This window comes from Streptomyces jumonjinensis, from assembly GCF_009600885.1.
In the GTDB taxonomy this organism is placed as follows: domain Bacteria; phylum Actinomycetota; class Actinomycetes; order Streptomycetales; family Streptomycetaceae; genus Streptomyces; species Streptomyces jumonjinensis.
Genome location: NZ_VCLA01000156.1, coordinates 152,240 through 167,923 on the forward strand (window position 1 = coordinate 152,240; position 15,684 = coordinate 167,923).

Consider the following 15,684-nt stretch of genomic DNA (forward strand, 5'->3'; position numbering starts at 1 on the left):
GCAGACGACCCACTCGAACGACATCACCACCCAGCCGGCGTGCGTCCCTCGCACATTCACCCACGAGCAGTTCTGGGCATATCGGATCGCCAGAGATCCCGGATTGTCCGGCGATAAGCACCAGCCCCCGGCATCAGGACACGCGCCGTAGCCAGTCCGGGCAGGAAGCAGTGTTGCGGCGTATGAAGGAGACATCAATGGCGGGCCGATGCCCCGACACACCCGATCAGAACAACTCGCCGAAAGAGACCTCCGGCAAGGGACGTGACACGAGCCGTGAGGCGGCCCCCGTGACGCGCGCCGAACCGTCCGGGGAGAAGGCGTCGTCGGGCGCTGCGGGGGAAGAGCCGGCGCGCACGGCGGCCGACCGCGCGACCACGCCCGAGACCGCGGCGGCGTCCGGATTAATCGCCATCGAGTCCCCGGCGGCGCTGGACGCCTCCGAGGCGTCGCGGGACAGCGATGACGAGGTGAGCACTCCCGCCGGGGAGACCGCGGACGGGGCCGAGCCGGTTGGCCCGGCCGACGCGGACGTCGATGCGGCAGCGGGAGGGAACGCCGGAGTGTCCGGGGCCGTGGACGAGAGCGCGGACGCGGGAGCAGGAGACGGAGACGGAGCCGGAGCCGGAGCGGGAGACGGAACCGGAACCGATGTACGCGGGTCCGCCCCCGCTCCTCGGTCCGAGGCGGCCTCGGAGGGGCGCACCTCCGGGGCAGAGGACACCGATGCGGAGGTCTCCGACACGGGACTTCCCGACGCGGGAGTCCCTGACGCGGGAGTCCCTGACGCGGAGGACGCCGATACGGAGGTCGCCGAGACGGCCGAGACCTCTGTGACAGTCCAGCTCCGTGTGCCCGCGAAGACAGCCGGGACAGCCGGGACGACTGTGCCGGGCAAGACGCCTGTGTCAGCGGAGCGGAACGAGCGCGGAGCCGGTCGCGAGCCTTCTTCCGGCGATACGGAGTCCTCGGACGTCACTCAGGTGTTCGCGGCACCGGTCGTCCGGGACAAGACCGTCGCACCCGGCGGACCCTCCGCCGGCCGGGAAGCGGGGGACGCCAAGGGCGCTTCCGGCGATGCTGAGGCCGGCGATGCCAAGGACGCCTCCGCGGACGGATCGAGCGGCGACGCCAAGGGCGCCACCGCCGATTCCGCTACCGCCGAATCCGCCACCGCCGAATCCGCCACCGCCGAATCCGCGACAGGCGACGCCGAGGACGCTCCCGCCGGGCCAACCGCGGATACGCGAAAGCGCTCCGGCTCCGTGGACGCCGACACGGAACTCGTGGCGGTGAACTTCGCCGGCACGCCTCCGGCCGAGCCGGTGGCGCGTAAGCGCCCCGTGCCCGCCGCCGTGTCCACGGCGAAGGCCAAGGCCGGCTCCCCGGCCGTCGCCCCTGCCCCGGGAGCCCCCTCCGGGCGTTCCTCCGTACAGAGCGATTTCGGCCAAAGCAATTCGGGTCAGAGCGGCTCCGGCCCGCGGCCCGCCGCCCAGAGCGTCATGCCGCCGCCCCCGCTCGACCTGCTCGCGCAGCTGACCAACACTCCCGCGCCGCCCCCATCCCCGACCCGTACCCTGGTGCGCAGGCTCAAGATCTGGACCCCGCTCGTGGCACTGCTCGGACTCGTCCTCCTGGCCGCACAGATACTCCGCCCGCTCCCCGAGCCGGTTCTCGCCTTCGACAAGGCCCCGTCCTCCTACACCTTCGGAGGCGGTGAGCTCTCCATCCCCTGGCCCGGTGAGGGGCAGGCCGCCGTCACGGTCGCGGGCTCGGGCGCGGTCGAGACGTTCGGAAAGCAGAAGCCCGTCCCGACGGCGAGCATCGCCAAGATCATGACGGCCTATGTGATACTCCGCGACCACCCTCTCAAGAAGAACGAGAAGGGCCCCCTGATCACGGTCGACGCCCAGACGGTGGAGGACGGCAAGGCCCCGGACGAGTCGCGTATCGAAGGGCTCAGGGTCGGCCAGACGTTCAACCAGCACGACATGCTGAAGATGCTGATGATCCCGTCGGGCAACAACATCGGCCGGCTGCTGGCCCGCTGGGACTCCAAGTCCCAGCGCCAGGAGCCTTTCATCAAGAAGATGAACGACGCGGCCAAGGACCTCGGGATGAAGGACACCGTCTACACCGACCCGAGCGGTCTGGAGAAGGAGACCGTCAGCACCGCCGTCGATCAGCTCAAACTGGCCGAGGCGGTCATGAAGTTCGGCGCCTTCCGTGAGGTCGTGGCCCTGCCCAACGCCGATATCCCCGGTTTCGGGCGTATCTACAACAACAACGACCCACTGATCATGGCCGGGCTGAGCATCAGGGGCATCAAGACCGGCTCCAACACACCGGCCGGAGGCACGCTGTCCTGGGCGGCCTACAAGACCGTGGACGGCAAGGACCAGCTGATCCTCGGCACGATGATGGATCAGCACGCCCCTCCTCCGGACCCCAACGGCGCCAACAGCCTCGTTCTGGTCCAGGAGAGAAGCAAGAAGGTCATCGCGGAGGTGCGGGAGGCGCTCACCTCCGCCACCGCGATCAAGAAGGGCCAGGTTCTCGGCCATGTCGATGACGGCTTCGGCGTCCGGACACCGGTCGTGGCGACCAAGAGCGTCAAGGCGGTGGGTCTCGTCGGCCAGAAGCTGAAGCTCACCGTGCGCGGTGACGGAGAGACCATCTCCCCGACCGCGAAGGCCGGCACCGTGGTCGGCGAGTTGACCCTGGGCACCGGAGCGGCGAAGCGGAAGGTGCCGGTGGCTCTCGACGCCGACCTCGTGGAGCCGTCCTTCCGTACGAAACTGACCCGGCTCGGATGAGCCGTACGGAGCGGTCCGGTGCCCACTTCCCTGGGTGCCGGACCGCTCCGTGCTGATCAGGCGGCACACACGTGCGGGGCGGGTGGCGGAGCACCTCACCGCGAGCCCTTCAGCTGAGCCCTTCAGCCGAGCCTTTGAGCGGAGCACTTCACCGGAGCCCTTCAGCCGAGCCGCTCAGGTGAGAGCGGAGACGATCCGCGCGGTGGCTTCGGCGATCAGGGTCTCCTTGGGCGGGGTGTCCTGTCCGGGGCGGTCGGACATGATGGCCACCACGAGCGGGGCCTGTCCGGGCGGCCAGACGACGGCGATGTCATTGGCCCTGCCGTAGCGGCTGGTTCCGGTCTTGTCCGCCACCGTCCAGGCCCGGGGGACTCCGGCCCGGATGCGCTTGTCGCCGGTCGTATTGCGTTCGAGCCAGTCCTTCAGCAGGGCGCGCTTGTCAGCGCTGAGCGCGTCGTCGAGCACGAGTCTGCGGTAGTCGCCCCCGATCGCCCGGGGCGTGGTGGTGTCGCGCGGGTCCCGTGGGGGGACGCGGTTCAGCTCGGGCTCGTAATGGTCCATCCGGCTGACGGTGTCGCCGAGCCCGCGCAGATAGGCGGTCAACCGCGCCGGACCGCCGATGTCGCGCATCAGCAGATTGCCGGCCGTGCCGTCGCTGTGGCGGATGGCGGCGTCACAGAGCTGTCCGATCGTCATTCCGGTCCCGATATGGTCCCTGGTGATCGGCGAGATGGAGTTGACGTCGGCCTGGGTGAAGGTGACGCGCTCGCTCAGACGGCTGAGCGGGTTCCGGTGCAGGACCGCCGCCACGGCGAGCGTCTTGAAGGTGGAGCAGAACGCGAAGCGTTCGTCCGCGCGGTAGGCCACCGTGGCGCCGGTGCCGGTCGCCAGGGCGTACACGCCCAGACGGGCGCCGTGTTTCCGTTCGAGAGCCGCCAGCTGCGAACTGTCCAGGACGCGGGAGGGGCGGCGACTCGGCGCCGGGGAGCCGGTGGAAAGGCGATCCGGCGCCGGGGCCGCCCCGGAGGCTGAGCGATCACCCGTGGCGCACCCCGCCAGCGGCAGGAGCGCTGCTGCTGCCAGCAGAGCACGGCGGGACGGACCGGACTGCTCGAACGACATGCGGGAGTACCTGCTTTCACTCGCCCGGGGCCCTGCGCGATCACGGTCTCAGGGCGAGACACACTACTGGCGTCCCCCCGGACCACCGGGGATCGCCGCGCTCCCGCCGGGTGCGCGGGCCCTGGGAACCGGAGTCGAGGGGCCGTGGGGAGGGTTCTCGCACAGGGGGATGAAGGGGTACCCGGCGAAGTCCCGGGTGGACGCGGTCCGGTGAGCCACGAGGCCCCCGGGGCGGGTGAGGTCGTGGGATGCTCACCATGATCGTGGATTTCCGCGATACCCGTCGCGCGTTCCACAGGGGAGTCTCGACATGCCGCGGGAGCCTCTCGGGCGGGCCCCGGGGAACCCAACCCGGCCCCGTACCGCGCGACCGGCGGTGGGTCCACCACGGAGACAAGGGAGACTTCTATGTCCGCACAGAACCGGGTACGAGCGCTCGCGGGCGCGGGAACCGTCGCCGCCCTGCTGGCCCTCGGCCTCACCACGGCGCCCTCCGCCCCGGCGGCCCAGGCGGAACCCGTCCGGGCGGTACCGGCCGGAGCGGTCCCCGCCCCGGCCGCCGGCACCTCGGCCGCCGGCGCCGAGGCCCAGGCGGTGCGGGCCCCCGCCGGCTCCCCCGTCGCGATCAACGGGCAGCTCAAGGTCTGCGGCACCAAGCTCTGCAACCAGTTCGGCAAGCCCATCCAGCTCCGCGGGATGTCCACGCACGGCATCGGCTGGTTCCCCCGCTGCTACACCGACGGCTCGCTCGACGCGCTGGCCACCGACTGGAAGGCCGATGTCCTGCGCGTCTCCATGTACGTCGACGCGGCCGACAAGGGCTACCTGGAGGACCCGGTGAAGTACACCAACCAGGTCCACAGCCTCATCGAGAAGGCTTCGGCGCGCGGTATGTATGTGATCGTGGACTGGCACATGCTGGGGAGCGACACGGTGGACCTGGGGGACGGCGACCCCTGGACCTATGTCGCGCACGCCAAGCGGTTCTTCAAGGACATCGCCGAGCGCCACAAGGACAAGAACAACCTGCTGTACGAGATCGCCAATGAGCCCAACGGCAAGAACCACGTGGGCCAGCGGGTGGACTGGTGGACGATCAAGACCTATGCCGAGGACATCATCCCGTACATCCGCCAGTACGACGCCGATACCCCGGTGCTCGTCGGCACCCCCGACTGGGCTTCCTTCGGCCTCTCCGGCGGCAGCGATGAGAACGAGGTCGTGAACAACCCGCTCCGCATCGCGAACATCATGTACACCTTCCACTTCTACGCCGCGTCGCACCGTGAGTGGTACTTCGACGGTCTCACCCGTGTCGCGGACAAGCTGCCCGTCTTCGTCTCCGAGTTCGGCACCCAGAACTACCTCGGCGAGGGCGCCAACGACTTCGCCATGACCCAGCGCTATCTCGATCTGATGGCCAGCAAGAAGATCAGCTGGGTGAACTGGAACTTCTCGGACGACCACCGCAGCGGAGCCGTCTTCAAAGAGGGCACCTGCAACGCGGGCGGCCCCTGGACCGGCACCGCCCCGCTGAAGGAGGCGGGCGCCTGGATCCGCGGCAAGATCCGCACCGCGGACAACTTCCCCACCAGCTGACCGGCGCCCCTCCCCGGCCACGCGCCCGCCCGGGTCCGCTTTTTCACGAAAGCTCCTGCTAACAAAAAAGTGAGTACCTAACAAAATAGTAGGTACTTGATGGAATATGCGTGAAGCTCCAGCATGGAACGTGCGCCGCGCCGAGGACATCTGCTGACCGGCGCGGACGCACTTATTCGGGATTCCTCTGACGCTCAACTCAATGAGCCGACTGTGTACTGGAGCGAAACATGGCTGGGGACAACCGCACACCCGTGACGGTCATCGGGCTGGGTTCGATGGGGCGGGCGCTGGCCGAGGCGTTCATCGACGCGGGGCATCCGACGACGGTGTGGAACCGCACGCCGGGCAAGGCCGCCCCGCTGGTGGCCAGGGGAGCGGTCCACGCGGAGGCCGTGGAGACGGCGGTCGCGGCGAGCCCGCTGGTCATCACCTGTCTGACGACCTTCGAGGACACCCGCCGGGCTCTGGAACCGGCGGCCGTCGCGCTGAACGGGCGTGCCCTCACCACCTTGAACAGCGGTTCCCCGGCCGGCGCGCGTGAGACGGACGCCTGGGCCGCCGGCCACGGCGCCCGGTTCCTCGCCGGGGCGGTCAAGAACGTGCCGTCGGCCGTGGGAGCGGCGGACACGCTGCTGTACTACAGCGGCGACAAGACCGTCTTCGACGAGTACGAGACCACCCTGCGGGTGCTGGGCGGCGACACCGTCCACCTGGGCGGCGAAGCCGATCTCGCCGCCCTGTACGAGATGTCCGTGGGCGCCATCCTGCTGCCCGCGCTCGTCGGCTTCTTCCAGGGGGCCGCCGCCGTCCAGGCGCGCGGGCTGGAGGCGGGCACCATGGTGCGGTTCGCCGGGAAGTGGCTGGACATGATCAAGTCTCTGCTGCCGGTCTACGCCAAGGAGATCGACAGCGGCGACTACACGGACGCGGCCTCCTCCGTGAATCTCTTCCTTGAGGGAGCGGCCTACGATGAGGAACTGGCCAGGGAGACGAACGTCGACGCAGCTTGGCTCGCTCCCCTGCACGACCTGGTGAAGCGGGCGGCCGACGCGGGCCACGGCGACCACAGCATCTCGGCCCTGACCGAGGTGCTCAGGAAGCCGGCACAGGCGGTGTAGCCCAGCGGGCGTCCCGAAGGACGAGCCGCGACGACGCCCTCCCCGGACGACGGAGTCGGCCTCCAGGACCACGACTGAGTTCTGGAGGCCGACGTCACGGCAGGTCCGAATCCGACCAGCGGATCGTCCGGGGCCAGGGCCATGCTCTCGACCGGTGGTCATCGGTTCGCTCTGCGACTGGTTCTGCGCTTTCTACGCAGCGCGCCGCTGAAACGCGCGTGCCGCGCTGCGGCGCTTCGGGGCGAACGCGTCGATCGCGCCGGCGCCCTCGTTGCCGGGGCCTGCTTCCCATCCGCGGATCTTGCGGGCGACGCCCTTCAGGCGGGGGTGGCCGGGCTTGACGGCGATCTCGAAGTGGGACTCCTTGGGCGTCGTGAAGTCGCCGCCCCAGGCGACGACGCCGTCCAGCTCGGCGAGGATGTCCCGCACCACGATCAGCTCGTGGGGGTACAGGTTCCCCTTCGAGCCGGCCGGGTAGGCCAGGGGGCGGATCGCGATCGCGGTGCCGGACAGGTGGTTCGACTCGTAGTCCGCCTTGACCTTGCGGTTGTCGGTCCAGCCGCGGACATCCCCGGAACGCAGCGAGTCGATCTCGTAGTTGAAACGTCTCGCCACGTGCAGAAGGACCGTCGCGGCATCGCCGTCGGCGAGCCGGACCGTGGAGTCGCTGCCCTCGATGCGGAACGATGTGGCCGTCCGAAGGACCTGCCAGCCGTTCCTCGACCGGCCCGCGGACCACGCGGGGTCGGCCGCCGGGGCCGCGGCGGCTTCGCCGACGGTGGTGAGAGCGAGGGCGCCGACCACGCCGGCGGAGGCGCCGACGAAGCGGCGCCGGGACAGGTCGGTCTTGATCATGAACGAAGTTCCTTTCGTTTCACGGCCAGTGCGCGGGACACGCCGAGCCAGCCGAGCACGACGATGCAGAGCACCGCGATGACGAAGCAGGCTACGACGGTCGGGTTGACCCATGAAGGGACGAGGTCGTAAGACGCGTTGCACTTGTTGTGCAGAGGAAACATGCGCCGAGGCTCATCGGTGTGGGCCGCGCGGTAGTCCGAGTCGTACGGCTGATAATGAGTGAGCTCACACGCCTCTCTGGTGTCGAGCCCTCCGGCGGAGACTCCGAACACCCACGCGGCCGCGCCGGTGAAGAGGGTGACGGACAGGAGTCGAAGCCACCACATCGGACGGGTCCAGAAGCGTTCACACAGCCCCTTGAAGAGCTGGACGACATTCCAGAGATTCCAGGCGAACCACACGGTCAGTAAGAAGAGTACGGCGAAGAACAGTGCTGTTTCCTTCATGCCTTGTTTCTACTACTGGTGCCGCTGTGCGCGCGCACGGGCCTCTCGGAGGAAACGTTGGTGGTTGGCGCGGTACGTGGCGGCCATGCGGCTCTCCAAGCCGCGCCGGGCGTTGATGGCGTCGACGAAGCCCTGGCAGAAGCCGTTGACCTTGTCCGTTCCGCCGGGGTAGAGCTTGTAGTCGTTCGGGAGAACGGCGCCGCTCAGAGTGATGAGACCGGCTTGGGCCATCATGATCTTCGTATTGGTGCCGCACAGGGCGTAGTTCGCGGAGTTCTTGCAGGCGGTCGAGTTGCCCCAGCGCTGGATGAAGTAGTTGTTGAAACGGCGCAGGCCGCCGCCGGTGGCGGCGTAGTGCTCCGTCACCGCCTGGACGATGGTCTTATTGCCCCGGACGGCGCGCGCGATGTGGTATCCGTCAGCGTCCTCGATGAAGTCGGTGAAGCTGAAGGAGGAGGTGACGCCGGGAACCGCGAGCTTGGCGTGGCCGAAGTCGAGCGGGTTGGGGTACTCCGTCTCGGAGTTGCGCCAGTCGGTCCAGAACGTCATGAGGTCGCCGGCCCAGCCGCCGACGTCGCCGCCGTTCGCCTCGCCGAGGCTGCCGGGGTGGTCGATGAGAAGGTGAGCATTGGCCGTGGCCATCAGGTGCTCGGCGCCCAGCGAGTACCCGGTGAACGGGTCCTTGAAGAACTTCTCCACCTTCATGCCCTTGGAATTGGCGAAGTCCCTGAAACCGGTGTCGAATTCGCCGATCAGCAGGTTCCACCTGTAGTCGCCGTAGTCCTTGTGGCGGATGTACTCCATGACGAGCTCGCTGCGCCTGGTCCCGGTGGCCCCGTACTCGCCGGCGAGCTGGTACAGCCTGGTGACGTAGGTGATGAAGCTGTCCGCCGGGCCGGCCGGATCGTTGACGGAGGAGACGCTGGTGTCGATGTTGGAGATGACGTTGCGGTCCAGGTCGAAGGTGTCGGCCCCGTTGGTGACCTTGAATTCCTTGATCTGGTTGAACGCCCAGTTCTCCGGCAGGGGGAAGCCGAGGTTTCCGGAGAAGCCCCAGGACATGCCGGAGACGAAGGAGGCGCGGGCGGACGTCTTCGCCGTGACGTTGATGCAGACGTTGCGGGACCCGTAGACGCCGTGGTTGTACTTCTTGTCCTTGCTGGCGAGGCCGGCCTGGACGCCGTGGAAGTACTTGACGATGCCGTTGGGGCTGCCGTCGATCTCCTCCTGGGTGGCGTCGTAGTCGACGGCGAAGTAGATCGTGGTTCCGCGGTTGAAGCCGTAGCCGGTGGCCAGCTGGTGGGCGTTGAGAGCGTGCTGGTAGCCCTGGGTGTAGCTGAAGTCGCTGAGCTGGCGGGCGTTGTCCTGGTAGATCGGGAAGACCCTCAGGCCGGCGTCGAAGATGGTCTGCAGCTCACCCGGCTTGATCTCCTTGTCGAGGGTGGAGCCGGGCGGGTCGTATATATAGCGGCCGACGACCCGGTATTTGTTGTCGAACAGCCACTTGGCGCGGGAAGCGGTGATCTCGAACCGGGTGTCGCTGCCGGTCGCGTCACGGTCGGGGTCGCCCATGGAGACCAGGAGCTGAGCCCAGGTCTGATAGTCGCCCCTGCCGGACTCCGTCAGCTTGCTGAAGGCCTGGAATTTCGTCACCCAGGTTTGGATGGCGCTGTTCCAGGAGTCGGTGACGTTGGTACGCGAGGGATCAGAGCGGGGGATCGGCTCGTTGAACACGCAGGCCGAGGAGAAGAGCAGCATGAAGATGCCGGATGAGCCGGGGCCGACGGTGTTGGCCTTCAGGCCCGCCTGGGTCGCCGGGCCGAAGTTGCCGGTCGGGGTCAGGTTCAGCTCGTACTGGATGGCGTACATCAGCGACTTCTGGACGTCGCGGGAGTAGATACCGTCGCAGGGGCCGATGTTGAACTCGCTGCGGCTCCAGTAGCGGCCGTTGAGCCACTGCTGAATGGAGCGGATCTTCTCGCTTCCGCCCATCACGACGACGTAGGCGTCCATGTTGAGGATGGCCCTGGCGATCTTGGCGTTGATGACGCCGGCGCCGCCGATGCCCATGTCGCCGCGGATCTTCTCGACGGCTGCGCGGGTGACGCCGGTGAACCACCCTTCGCTGCCGGGCTCCACGGCCCAGTAGCCTTTGCACCACAGGCCGAACTCAAGAATGGAGACGATGTTGCGGTTCTGCTCCCAGCCGAACCCGATGTCGCCGAGGGCTGCGAACTTCGCGTAGGTGGTGGCGCCGAAGGAGGCGACGAGGGGGGTGATGCCCAGTTCGTGCTGGAGGCCCATGATCAGGGAGTTCATGGTGGACCAGCCGGTGTTGCCGGTCTCGGGGCAGCGTACGTAGCCGGGGACGTTACCGTACGTTAAGTTCACCCATTTCTGGGCTCTGAGAACCTGCTCATCCGCCACGGATGGCACCTTCCGCTTGTATGAGATGGCACGGCGCCGGAGACGGGTCGACCCGGCGCTGTGACGGGTATCGTACTAAGCGGAACTCTCTCTTCCTACTATCACATAAGATAATTGACGATGCGTCAGGTGATATGGAGTCGGTCACTCCTCTTGGGTAGCCCGTGCAGCCGGTCCCGCCCGCCGCTCGGCGGTGTCGTCGCTCAGGGCCGGTCCCGCCGCTTCAGCGCCACGTATGGACTGACGCAGACCATGGCCATCAGGGATCGACCCGCCGTACGGGGTGGTCGTTCGTCCGCGGACCGCCGAAGGCTCGCGGGCTCGTCACCCGTGCGGAGATGTGGAGGGCGATCGGGCTCGCCCGCCACGCGCCGGACGAGGTGACCCTCCCGGACCTTCTCTCTGCGAGCGTCCTGCCCGTCGCTGTTCTTCCGGCGGGCATCGTCTGCCCGCTCATGTCGGGTCGAGATCTGCTGACCTCTGCTCCGGAAGGGTGATCCGCCTCGTGCAGGCTCCACCCTCATCAAACGCATAACGGGCGAAACCTCCGCAATCCAGCGAGGAACATAAAATATAATCACCCATGAATTGCGTGAATCGGACACTCTCTGGGTGAGGGGCCCGGCGGGTTCTGCGTACGTTCGAGTGGTCTACGGGAAGCGGGGCCCCCTGGGAGATGACGGCACGGCGGGCGCGTCGTTACCTTGACCGCCGTATCCCACATCTACGCGAATGGTGATAAGTGCGAAGAATTTGGATGGGAGCCGGAGCGGCACTCACGCTCGCCGCCGGCGCGGTCGTCTGGGCCGTCATGACGCATTCGAACCCGCCATCGAGCGACGCCGCGTTCGACAACGTGAACAACAACAGACTCAAGACCGACGCCTTGTTGGAGTCCGGTCTGCTACAGGCCCGCTACCAGGACATCCCCAACGCGAAGGCCACCTTCAAACGCGTCCTGACCCTGGACCCGAAGAACAAACTCGCCTGGTACAACCTTGGCGTCCTCGCCCAGAACGAGGGCCACCGGGCGGACGCCCACAAGGCATACGACGCGGCCCTGAAGACCGACCCGTCGTATACCTCGGCGCTCTTCAACAAGGCGCTGCTGCTGAAGACGGACGACCCCGACGGGGCACTCAAGCTCCTGCGGCGGGCCGTCGCCGCCGACCCGAAGGCGGCCACCGCCTACTTCCACATCGGCGAGACGCTGGCCCGGAAGGGCCGGGACGAGCAGGCGCGGGACGCCTACCGCCAGGCCGTCGAGCTCAACTCCTCCCTGCGCTCCCAAGTGCCGGAGTCCTACCGGGAGTCGGTCGCCTCCGGCCGCTCGTCCAACGAGAGCACCGAAGCCGACGAGAGCACCGAAGACGCCGCGAACTCCGAAGCCGACGAGAGCACCGAAGACGCTGTGAACTCCGAGACCCCAGACAGGTAGCCGCAGATGACGTCGACCACGACACCCAAGTTCTCCATCTTCACCCCCAGCCACCGGCCGCGATTCCTGGACGAGTGCCTGGCGACGCTTCAGGCCCAGTCCTGCCGGGACTGGGAGTGGATCGTCCTCCTCAACAACGGCGCCCGGTGGCGGCCCGAGCAACCCGACGAGCGGGTCCGCGTGGAGATCGCCGACGAGATCCGGGGCGTCGGCGCGACCAAGCGCAGGGCCTGCGAACTCGCCTGCGGCGAGATCCTGGTGGAACTCGACCACGACGACCTGCTGGCCACCGACTGTCTGGCCGAGCTGGGGAAGGCGTTCGACGACAACCCGGACGCCGTCTTCGTCTACAGCAACACCGCCCAGATCACCGAGGACGGCGGGCGGGACGACACCCGGTTCAACGAGACGCACGGCTGGCAGTACGAGGAGGTACTCGTCGACGGCCGGCAGCTGCTGGCCGCCAGGACCATGGCGCCGACGCCGCACAACGTCTCGTACATCTGGTACGCGCCCAACCATGTGCGCGCGTTCCGCAGGGACGCCTACACGAAGGTCGGCGGCTACGATGCCACCCGCTCGGTCCTGGACGACCAGGACCTGATGTGCCGACTGTTCCAGGTGGGCGACTTCCACCACATCGAGCGCTGCCTCTACCTCCAGCGCATGCACGCGGCGAACACCCAGCGCGACGCGGAGGTCAACGCGCACATCCAGCGGGAGACGGTCGCCCTCTACGACAAGTACGTCGAGGCCAACGCCCTGGCCTGGAGCCGGCGTCACGGGCTGCTCGCGCTGGACCTCGGCGCGGCCCACCGGAAGCCTCCGGGCTACCTGGGCGTGGACCAGTACCCGGGGGACGGCGTGGACATCGTGGCGACGCTCCCCGACCGGCTGGACCTGCCGGACGGCTCGGTCGGCCTGATCCGCGCGGTGGACTTCCTGGAGCACGTACCCGCGAAGGTGCCGCTGATCAACGAGCTGTACCGGCTGCTGGCGCCCGGCGGAATGCTGCTGACCACGACACCCAGCTCGGACGGGCGCGGGGCCCACCAGGACCCCACGCACGTCGCGTTCTACAACGAGAACTCCTTCTGGTACTACACAGATGACCAGTACCGGGCGTTCGTCCCCGAGATCGAGGCGCGCTTCCAGAGCTCCCGTCTGGTGACGTACTTCCCGACGGAGTGGCACTCCTCGAACAACATCTCCTACGTGGTGGCGAACCTCATCGCCATGAAGGAGGGCGCGACACGCTGCGGCGGACCGTTGCTGGTCTGAGACAGTGCCCCGGCCCCCGGCTCGTGCCCGGGCCCTCACCCTGCCACGAGGGTGAGGGCCGCGGCACGAGCGGCGGCGGCCGGTTCCGCGAACCGGGGGGTCTCCAGGGCCGCCGCCAGCTGGTCCCGCCAGCTCGGCTGGCAGGAGACCCCGGCGCGCGCCCATCCGGCATGTCCCAGCACCCCGTACGCCGGCCGGACAGCGGGTCTCGGGAACGCGGCCGAGCCGACGGGGCGGAGGCGCTCGGGGTCGAGCCCGCTCAGCCGGTACACCTCCCGGGCCAGCCCGTACCAGGTCGTGCGCCCCGCCGCCGTGCCGTGGTAGACGCCCGCCGGGGCCCGTCCGGCCAGCGCGGCACGGCCGAGCACGGCCAGTTGCCGGGCGAGCACCGCCGACCAGGTGGGCTGGCCGTACTGGTCCGCGACCACGTCCACGGTCGCTCTCCTGGAAGCGAGTTCGAGCATCGTGGCCACGAAGTTGTGCCCGTGCGTGCCGTAGAGCCAGGCGGTGCGCACGGTGTAGCCGGTGCGCGGGAGCAGTTCGGCCACCATCCGCTCCCCGAGCAGTTTGCCCCGGCCGTACGCGTTGAGCGGCCCGGTCGGCGCGTCCTCGGCATACGGCCGGCCGGCGTCGCCGGGGAGGACGTAGTCGGTGGAGACGTGCAGCAGGACCGCCCCCGTCTCGGCGCAGGCGTGTGCGAGATGCCGTACGCCCGTGCCGTTGACGGCGGTCGCCGCGGCCTCGTCCGCCTCGGCGCCGTCCACATCCGTCCAGGCGGCGCAGTTGACGACCACGTGGTGTGCGGCGACGGCGGCGCGTACGGCCTCCGGGTCGGTGATGTCGAGCTCGCCGCGGGTCCGCCCCGTCACCTCGGCGCCCGGGGCGGCGGTGAGTTCCGCCAGTACGTCCCGGCCGAGTATCCCGCCCGCGCCGGTCACCAGCCACGCCGTGCTCGCGGTCGTTTCCGTCATGCTCGCTCCGCCCCGGCCTTGAGCGGCTCCCACCAGCGGCGGTTCTCCCGGTACCAGTCGACCGTGTCCGCGAGGCCCTCCGCGAACGGGACTTCCGGCGCATAACCGAGCTGTTCGCGGATCTTGCTGTCGTCCAGTGAGTAGCGCAGGTCGTGGCCCTTGCGGTCGGCCACCTGGGTGACCTGGTCCCAGCGGGCGCCGACGGCGTCGAGGAGCAGTCCGGTGAGCTCACGGTTGCTGACCTCGGTCCCGCCGCCGATGTGGTAGACCTCCCCGGGCTTGCCGCCGCGCAGGGCGAGTTCGATGCCGCGGCAGTGGTCGGAGACATGCAGCCAGTCGCGGATGTGGCGACCGTCGCCGTAGAGGGGGACGGTCCTCCCGTCGATCAGGTGGGTGATGAAGAGCGGGATGACCTTCTCGGGGAACTGGTGGGGCCCGTAGTTGTTGGTGCACCGGGTGATCACGACGTCCAGACCGTGGGTGCGGTGGTAGGCGAGGGCGAGGAGATCGGCCGCGCTCTTGGTGGCGGAGTACGGGGAGTTGGGCGCGAGCCGCCACTCCTCGGTCCATGAGCCCTCGCTGATCGAGCCGTACACCTCGTCCGTCGACACCTGCACGAACCGGCCCACGCGGTGGCGCAGCGCCGCGTCCAACAGGACCTGGGTGCCGACGACATTGGTGCGGACGAATGGCCCGGCTCCCTCGATCGACCGGTCCACATGCGACTCGGCCGCGAAGTGCGCGACGGCGTCCTGACCCGCCATCACCTGGTCGACCACATCGGGATCGCAGACGTCGCCGCGGACGAAACGGTACCCGGGACGGTTCGCGACGGACGCGAGGTTCTCCTCGACCCCGGAGTAGGTGAGTGCGTCGAGGACCGTGACATGTGCCGCCGGATCGGATCGCAGCCAGCCGCGGACGAATTCCGAACCGATGAACCCGGCCCCGCCGGTCACGAGGAGACGCATGGTTCTCCCTGAGCTCCGGACCGCAGCCGTCGCCGGTGAGCGACGCACTCCTCGTAGGTGGGCAACAGGCCCCGCAGCCCGGCTTCCGCCAGCGTGGGCGCCGCGGCGTCCTTGTCGGAGAGTTCCGGGGTGAGATCGTCGGGCCATGGGATCGCCAACTCCGGATCGAGTGGGTGAATCCCGAACTCCCGCTGCGGCGCATACCCCTCGGAACAGAGGTAGACCACGATGGAGCCTTCCTCCAGCGCCATGAAAGCGTGGCCGAGGCCCTCCGAGAGGTACACGGCCCGGTGCTCCCGGTCATCGAGGCGCACCGCCTCCCATGTGCCGAAGGTCGGGGAGCCGGTGCGGATGTCCACCACCACGTCGAGCACCGCCCCACTGACGCATGTCACATACTTGGCCTGCCCCGGCGGGACCGCGGCGTAGTGGATTCCCCTCAGGGTGCCGCGCCCGGACCTGGAGCAGTTCGCCTGTTCAAGGCGGAGCGGGTGACCGGTCAGCGCACGGAACCGGTCGGCCTGGTACCACTCGTGGAAGCGTCCCCTCCGATCCGTGAACACCCGTGGTCCGTCCACCCAGGCGCCTTCGATACCCAGCGGTCTCACCTGTAGCGTTCCTTCCGTCTCCGCAG

Annotated in this window: 12 protein-coding genes; 5 read left to right on the forward strand and 7 right to left on the reverse strand. The window is 68.5% G+C overall.

The features are described from left to right. Positions 1–290 precede the first annotated feature (290 nt). Positions 291–2,816: a D-alanyl-D-alanine carboxypeptidase gene (locus FF041_RS40370; protein WP_323392302.1), complete on the forward strand. Its 2,526-nt coding sequence runs from the start codon at positions 291–293 to the stop codon at positions 2,814–2,816. Between the two features lie 174 nt (positions 2,817–2,990). Here the strand turns inward: FF041_RS40370 and bla are convergent, their stop codons facing one another. After that, positions 2,991–3,938 (reverse strand): class A beta-lactamase, encoded by a 948-nt coding sequence (gene bla / locus FF041_RS21090; RefSeq protein ID WP_153524219.1) that lies wholly within the window; start codon positions 3,936–3,938, stop codon positions 2,991–2,993. Positions 3,939–4,346: 408 nt separating this feature from the next. Between bla and FF041_RS21095 the strand changes: the two genes are divergently transcribed. Together FF041_RS21095 and FF041_RS21100 are read left to right on the forward strand one after the other, a co-directional pair. Beyond that, the gene (locus FF041_RS21095) at positions 4,347–5,537 is read left to right on the forward strand and encodes a glycoside hydrolase family 5 protein (RefSeq protein WP_153524220.1); all 1,191 of its coding nucleotides are present in this window, start codon (positions 4,347–4,349) and stop codon (positions 5,535–5,537) included. Positions 5,538–5,767: 230 nt separating this feature from the next. Next, positions 5,768–6,658 carry an NAD(P)-dependent oxidoreductase gene (locus FF041_RS21100; protein WP_153524221.1) on the forward strand — a complete coding sequence of 297 codons (891 nt, stop codon included), beginning with the start codon at positions 5,768–5,770 and terminating at the stop codon, positions 6,656–6,658. A 192-nt stretch (positions 6,659–6,850) separates the two neighbouring features. On the opposite strand, the gene FF041_RS21105 is transcribed toward FF041_RS21100, so the two are convergent. The 3 genes from FF041_RS21105 to FF041_RS21115 are packed head-to-tail and all read right to left on the reverse strand — an operon-like array spanning position 6,851 to position 10,389. Then, the gene (locus tag FF041_RS21105) at positions 6,851–7,513 is read right to left on the reverse strand and encodes a M15 family metallopeptidase (protein ID WP_153524222.1); all 663 of its coding nucleotides are present in this window, start codon (positions 7,511–7,513) and stop codon (positions 6,851–6,853) included. After that, positions 7,510–7,962, reverse strand: coding sequence for a hypothetical protein (locus FF041_RS21110; protein ID WP_228388459.1), 453 nt, complete (start codon positions 7,960–7,962; stop codon positions 7,510–7,512). Before FF041_RS21110 ends, FF041_RS21105 begins: the two co-directional genes overlap by 4 nt. 12 nt (positions 7,963–7,974) lie before the next feature. Further along, positions 7,975–10,389, reverse strand: a complete 2,415-nt coding sequence (locus tag FF041_RS21115; protein WP_323392304.1) for a glycoside hydrolase domain-containing protein — start codon at positions 10,387–10,389, stop codon at positions 7,975–7,977. Positions 10,390–11,146: 757 nt separating this feature from the next. Here FF041_RS21115 and FF041_RS21120 point away from each other — a divergent pair. Beyond that, positions 11,147–11,827: a tetratricopeptide repeat protein gene (locus FF041_RS21120; protein WP_153524223.1), complete on the forward strand. Its 681-nt coding sequence runs from the start codon at positions 11,147–11,149 to the stop codon at positions 11,825–11,827. Positions 11,828–11,833: 6 nt separating this feature from the next. Beyond that, the gene (locus tag FF041_RS21125; RefSeq protein ID WP_153524224.1) at positions 11,834–13,108 is read left to right on the forward strand and encodes a glycosyltransferase; all 1,275 of its coding nucleotides are present in this window, start codon (positions 11,834–11,836) and stop codon (positions 13,106–13,108) included. Between the two features lie 35 nt (positions 13,109–13,143). Here the strand turns inward: FF041_RS21125 and rfbD are convergent, their stop codons facing one another. From rfbD to FF041_RS21140, 3 genes are read right to left on the reverse strand one after another with little or no spacing between them, the layout of a single operon-like run. Beyond that, positions 13,144–14,079 carry a dTDP-4-dehydrorhamnose reductase gene (gene rfbD / locus FF041_RS21130; RefSeq protein ID WP_153524225.1) on the reverse strand — a complete coding sequence of 312 codons (936 nt, stop codon included), beginning with the start codon at positions 14,077–14,079 and terminating at the stop codon, positions 13,144–13,146. Next, a complete protein-coding gene (gene rfbB, locus FF041_RS21135; protein WP_153524226.1) occupies positions 14,076–15,050 on the reverse strand; it encodes a dTDP-glucose 4,6-dehydratase in 975 nt (324 codons plus the stop codon). The genes rfbD and rfbB overlap by 4 nt, the downstream gene beginning before the upstream one ends. Beyond that, positions 15,035–15,658: a dTDP-4-dehydrorhamnose 3,5-epimerase family protein gene (locus tag FF041_RS21140; protein WP_323392306.1), complete on the reverse strand. Its 624-nt coding sequence runs from the start codon at positions 15,656–15,658 to the stop codon at positions 15,035–15,037. Before FF041_RS21140 ends, rfbB begins: the two co-directional genes overlap by 16 nt. Between the last annotated feature and the right edge of the window lie 26 nt (positions 15,659–15,684).

Bases quoted from the DNA above. Each gene is read 5' to 3' on its own strand.
- bla (WP_153524219.1), bottom strand. From the start codon at position 3,938: ATGTCGTTCGAGCAGTCCGGTCCGTCCCGCCGTGCTCTGCTGGCAGCA.
- FF041_RS21095 (WP_153524220.1), top strand. From the start codon at position 4,347: ATGTCCGCACAGAACCGGGTACGAGCGCTCGCGGGCGCGGGAACCGTC.
- FF041_RS21100 (WP_153524221.1), top strand. From the start codon at position 5,768: ATGGCTGGGGACAACCGCACACCCGTGACGGTCATCGGGCTGGGTTCG.
- FF041_RS21105 (WP_153524222.1), bottom strand. From the start codon at position 7,513: ATGATCAAGACCGACCTGTCCCGGCGCCGCTTCGTCGGCGCCTCCGCC.
- FF041_RS21110 (WP_228388459.1), bottom strand. From the start codon at position 7,962: ATGAAGGAAACAGCACTGTTCTTCGCCGTACTCTTCTTACTGACCGTG.
- FF041_RS21120 (WP_153524223.1), top strand. From the start codon at position 11,147: ATGGGAGCCGGAGCGGCACTCACGCTCGCCGCCGGCGCGGTCGTCTGG.
- FF041_RS21125 (WP_153524224.1), top strand. From the start codon at position 11,834: ATGACGTCGACCACGACACCCAAGTTCTCCATCTTCACCCCCAGCCAC.
- rfbD (WP_153524225.1), bottom strand. From the start codon at position 14,079: ATGACGGAAACGACCGCGAGCACGGCGTGGCTGGTGACCGGCGCGGGC.
- rfbB (WP_153524226.1), bottom strand. From the start codon at position 15,050: ATGCGTCTCCTCGTGACCGGCGGGGCCGGGTTCATCGGTTCGGAATTC.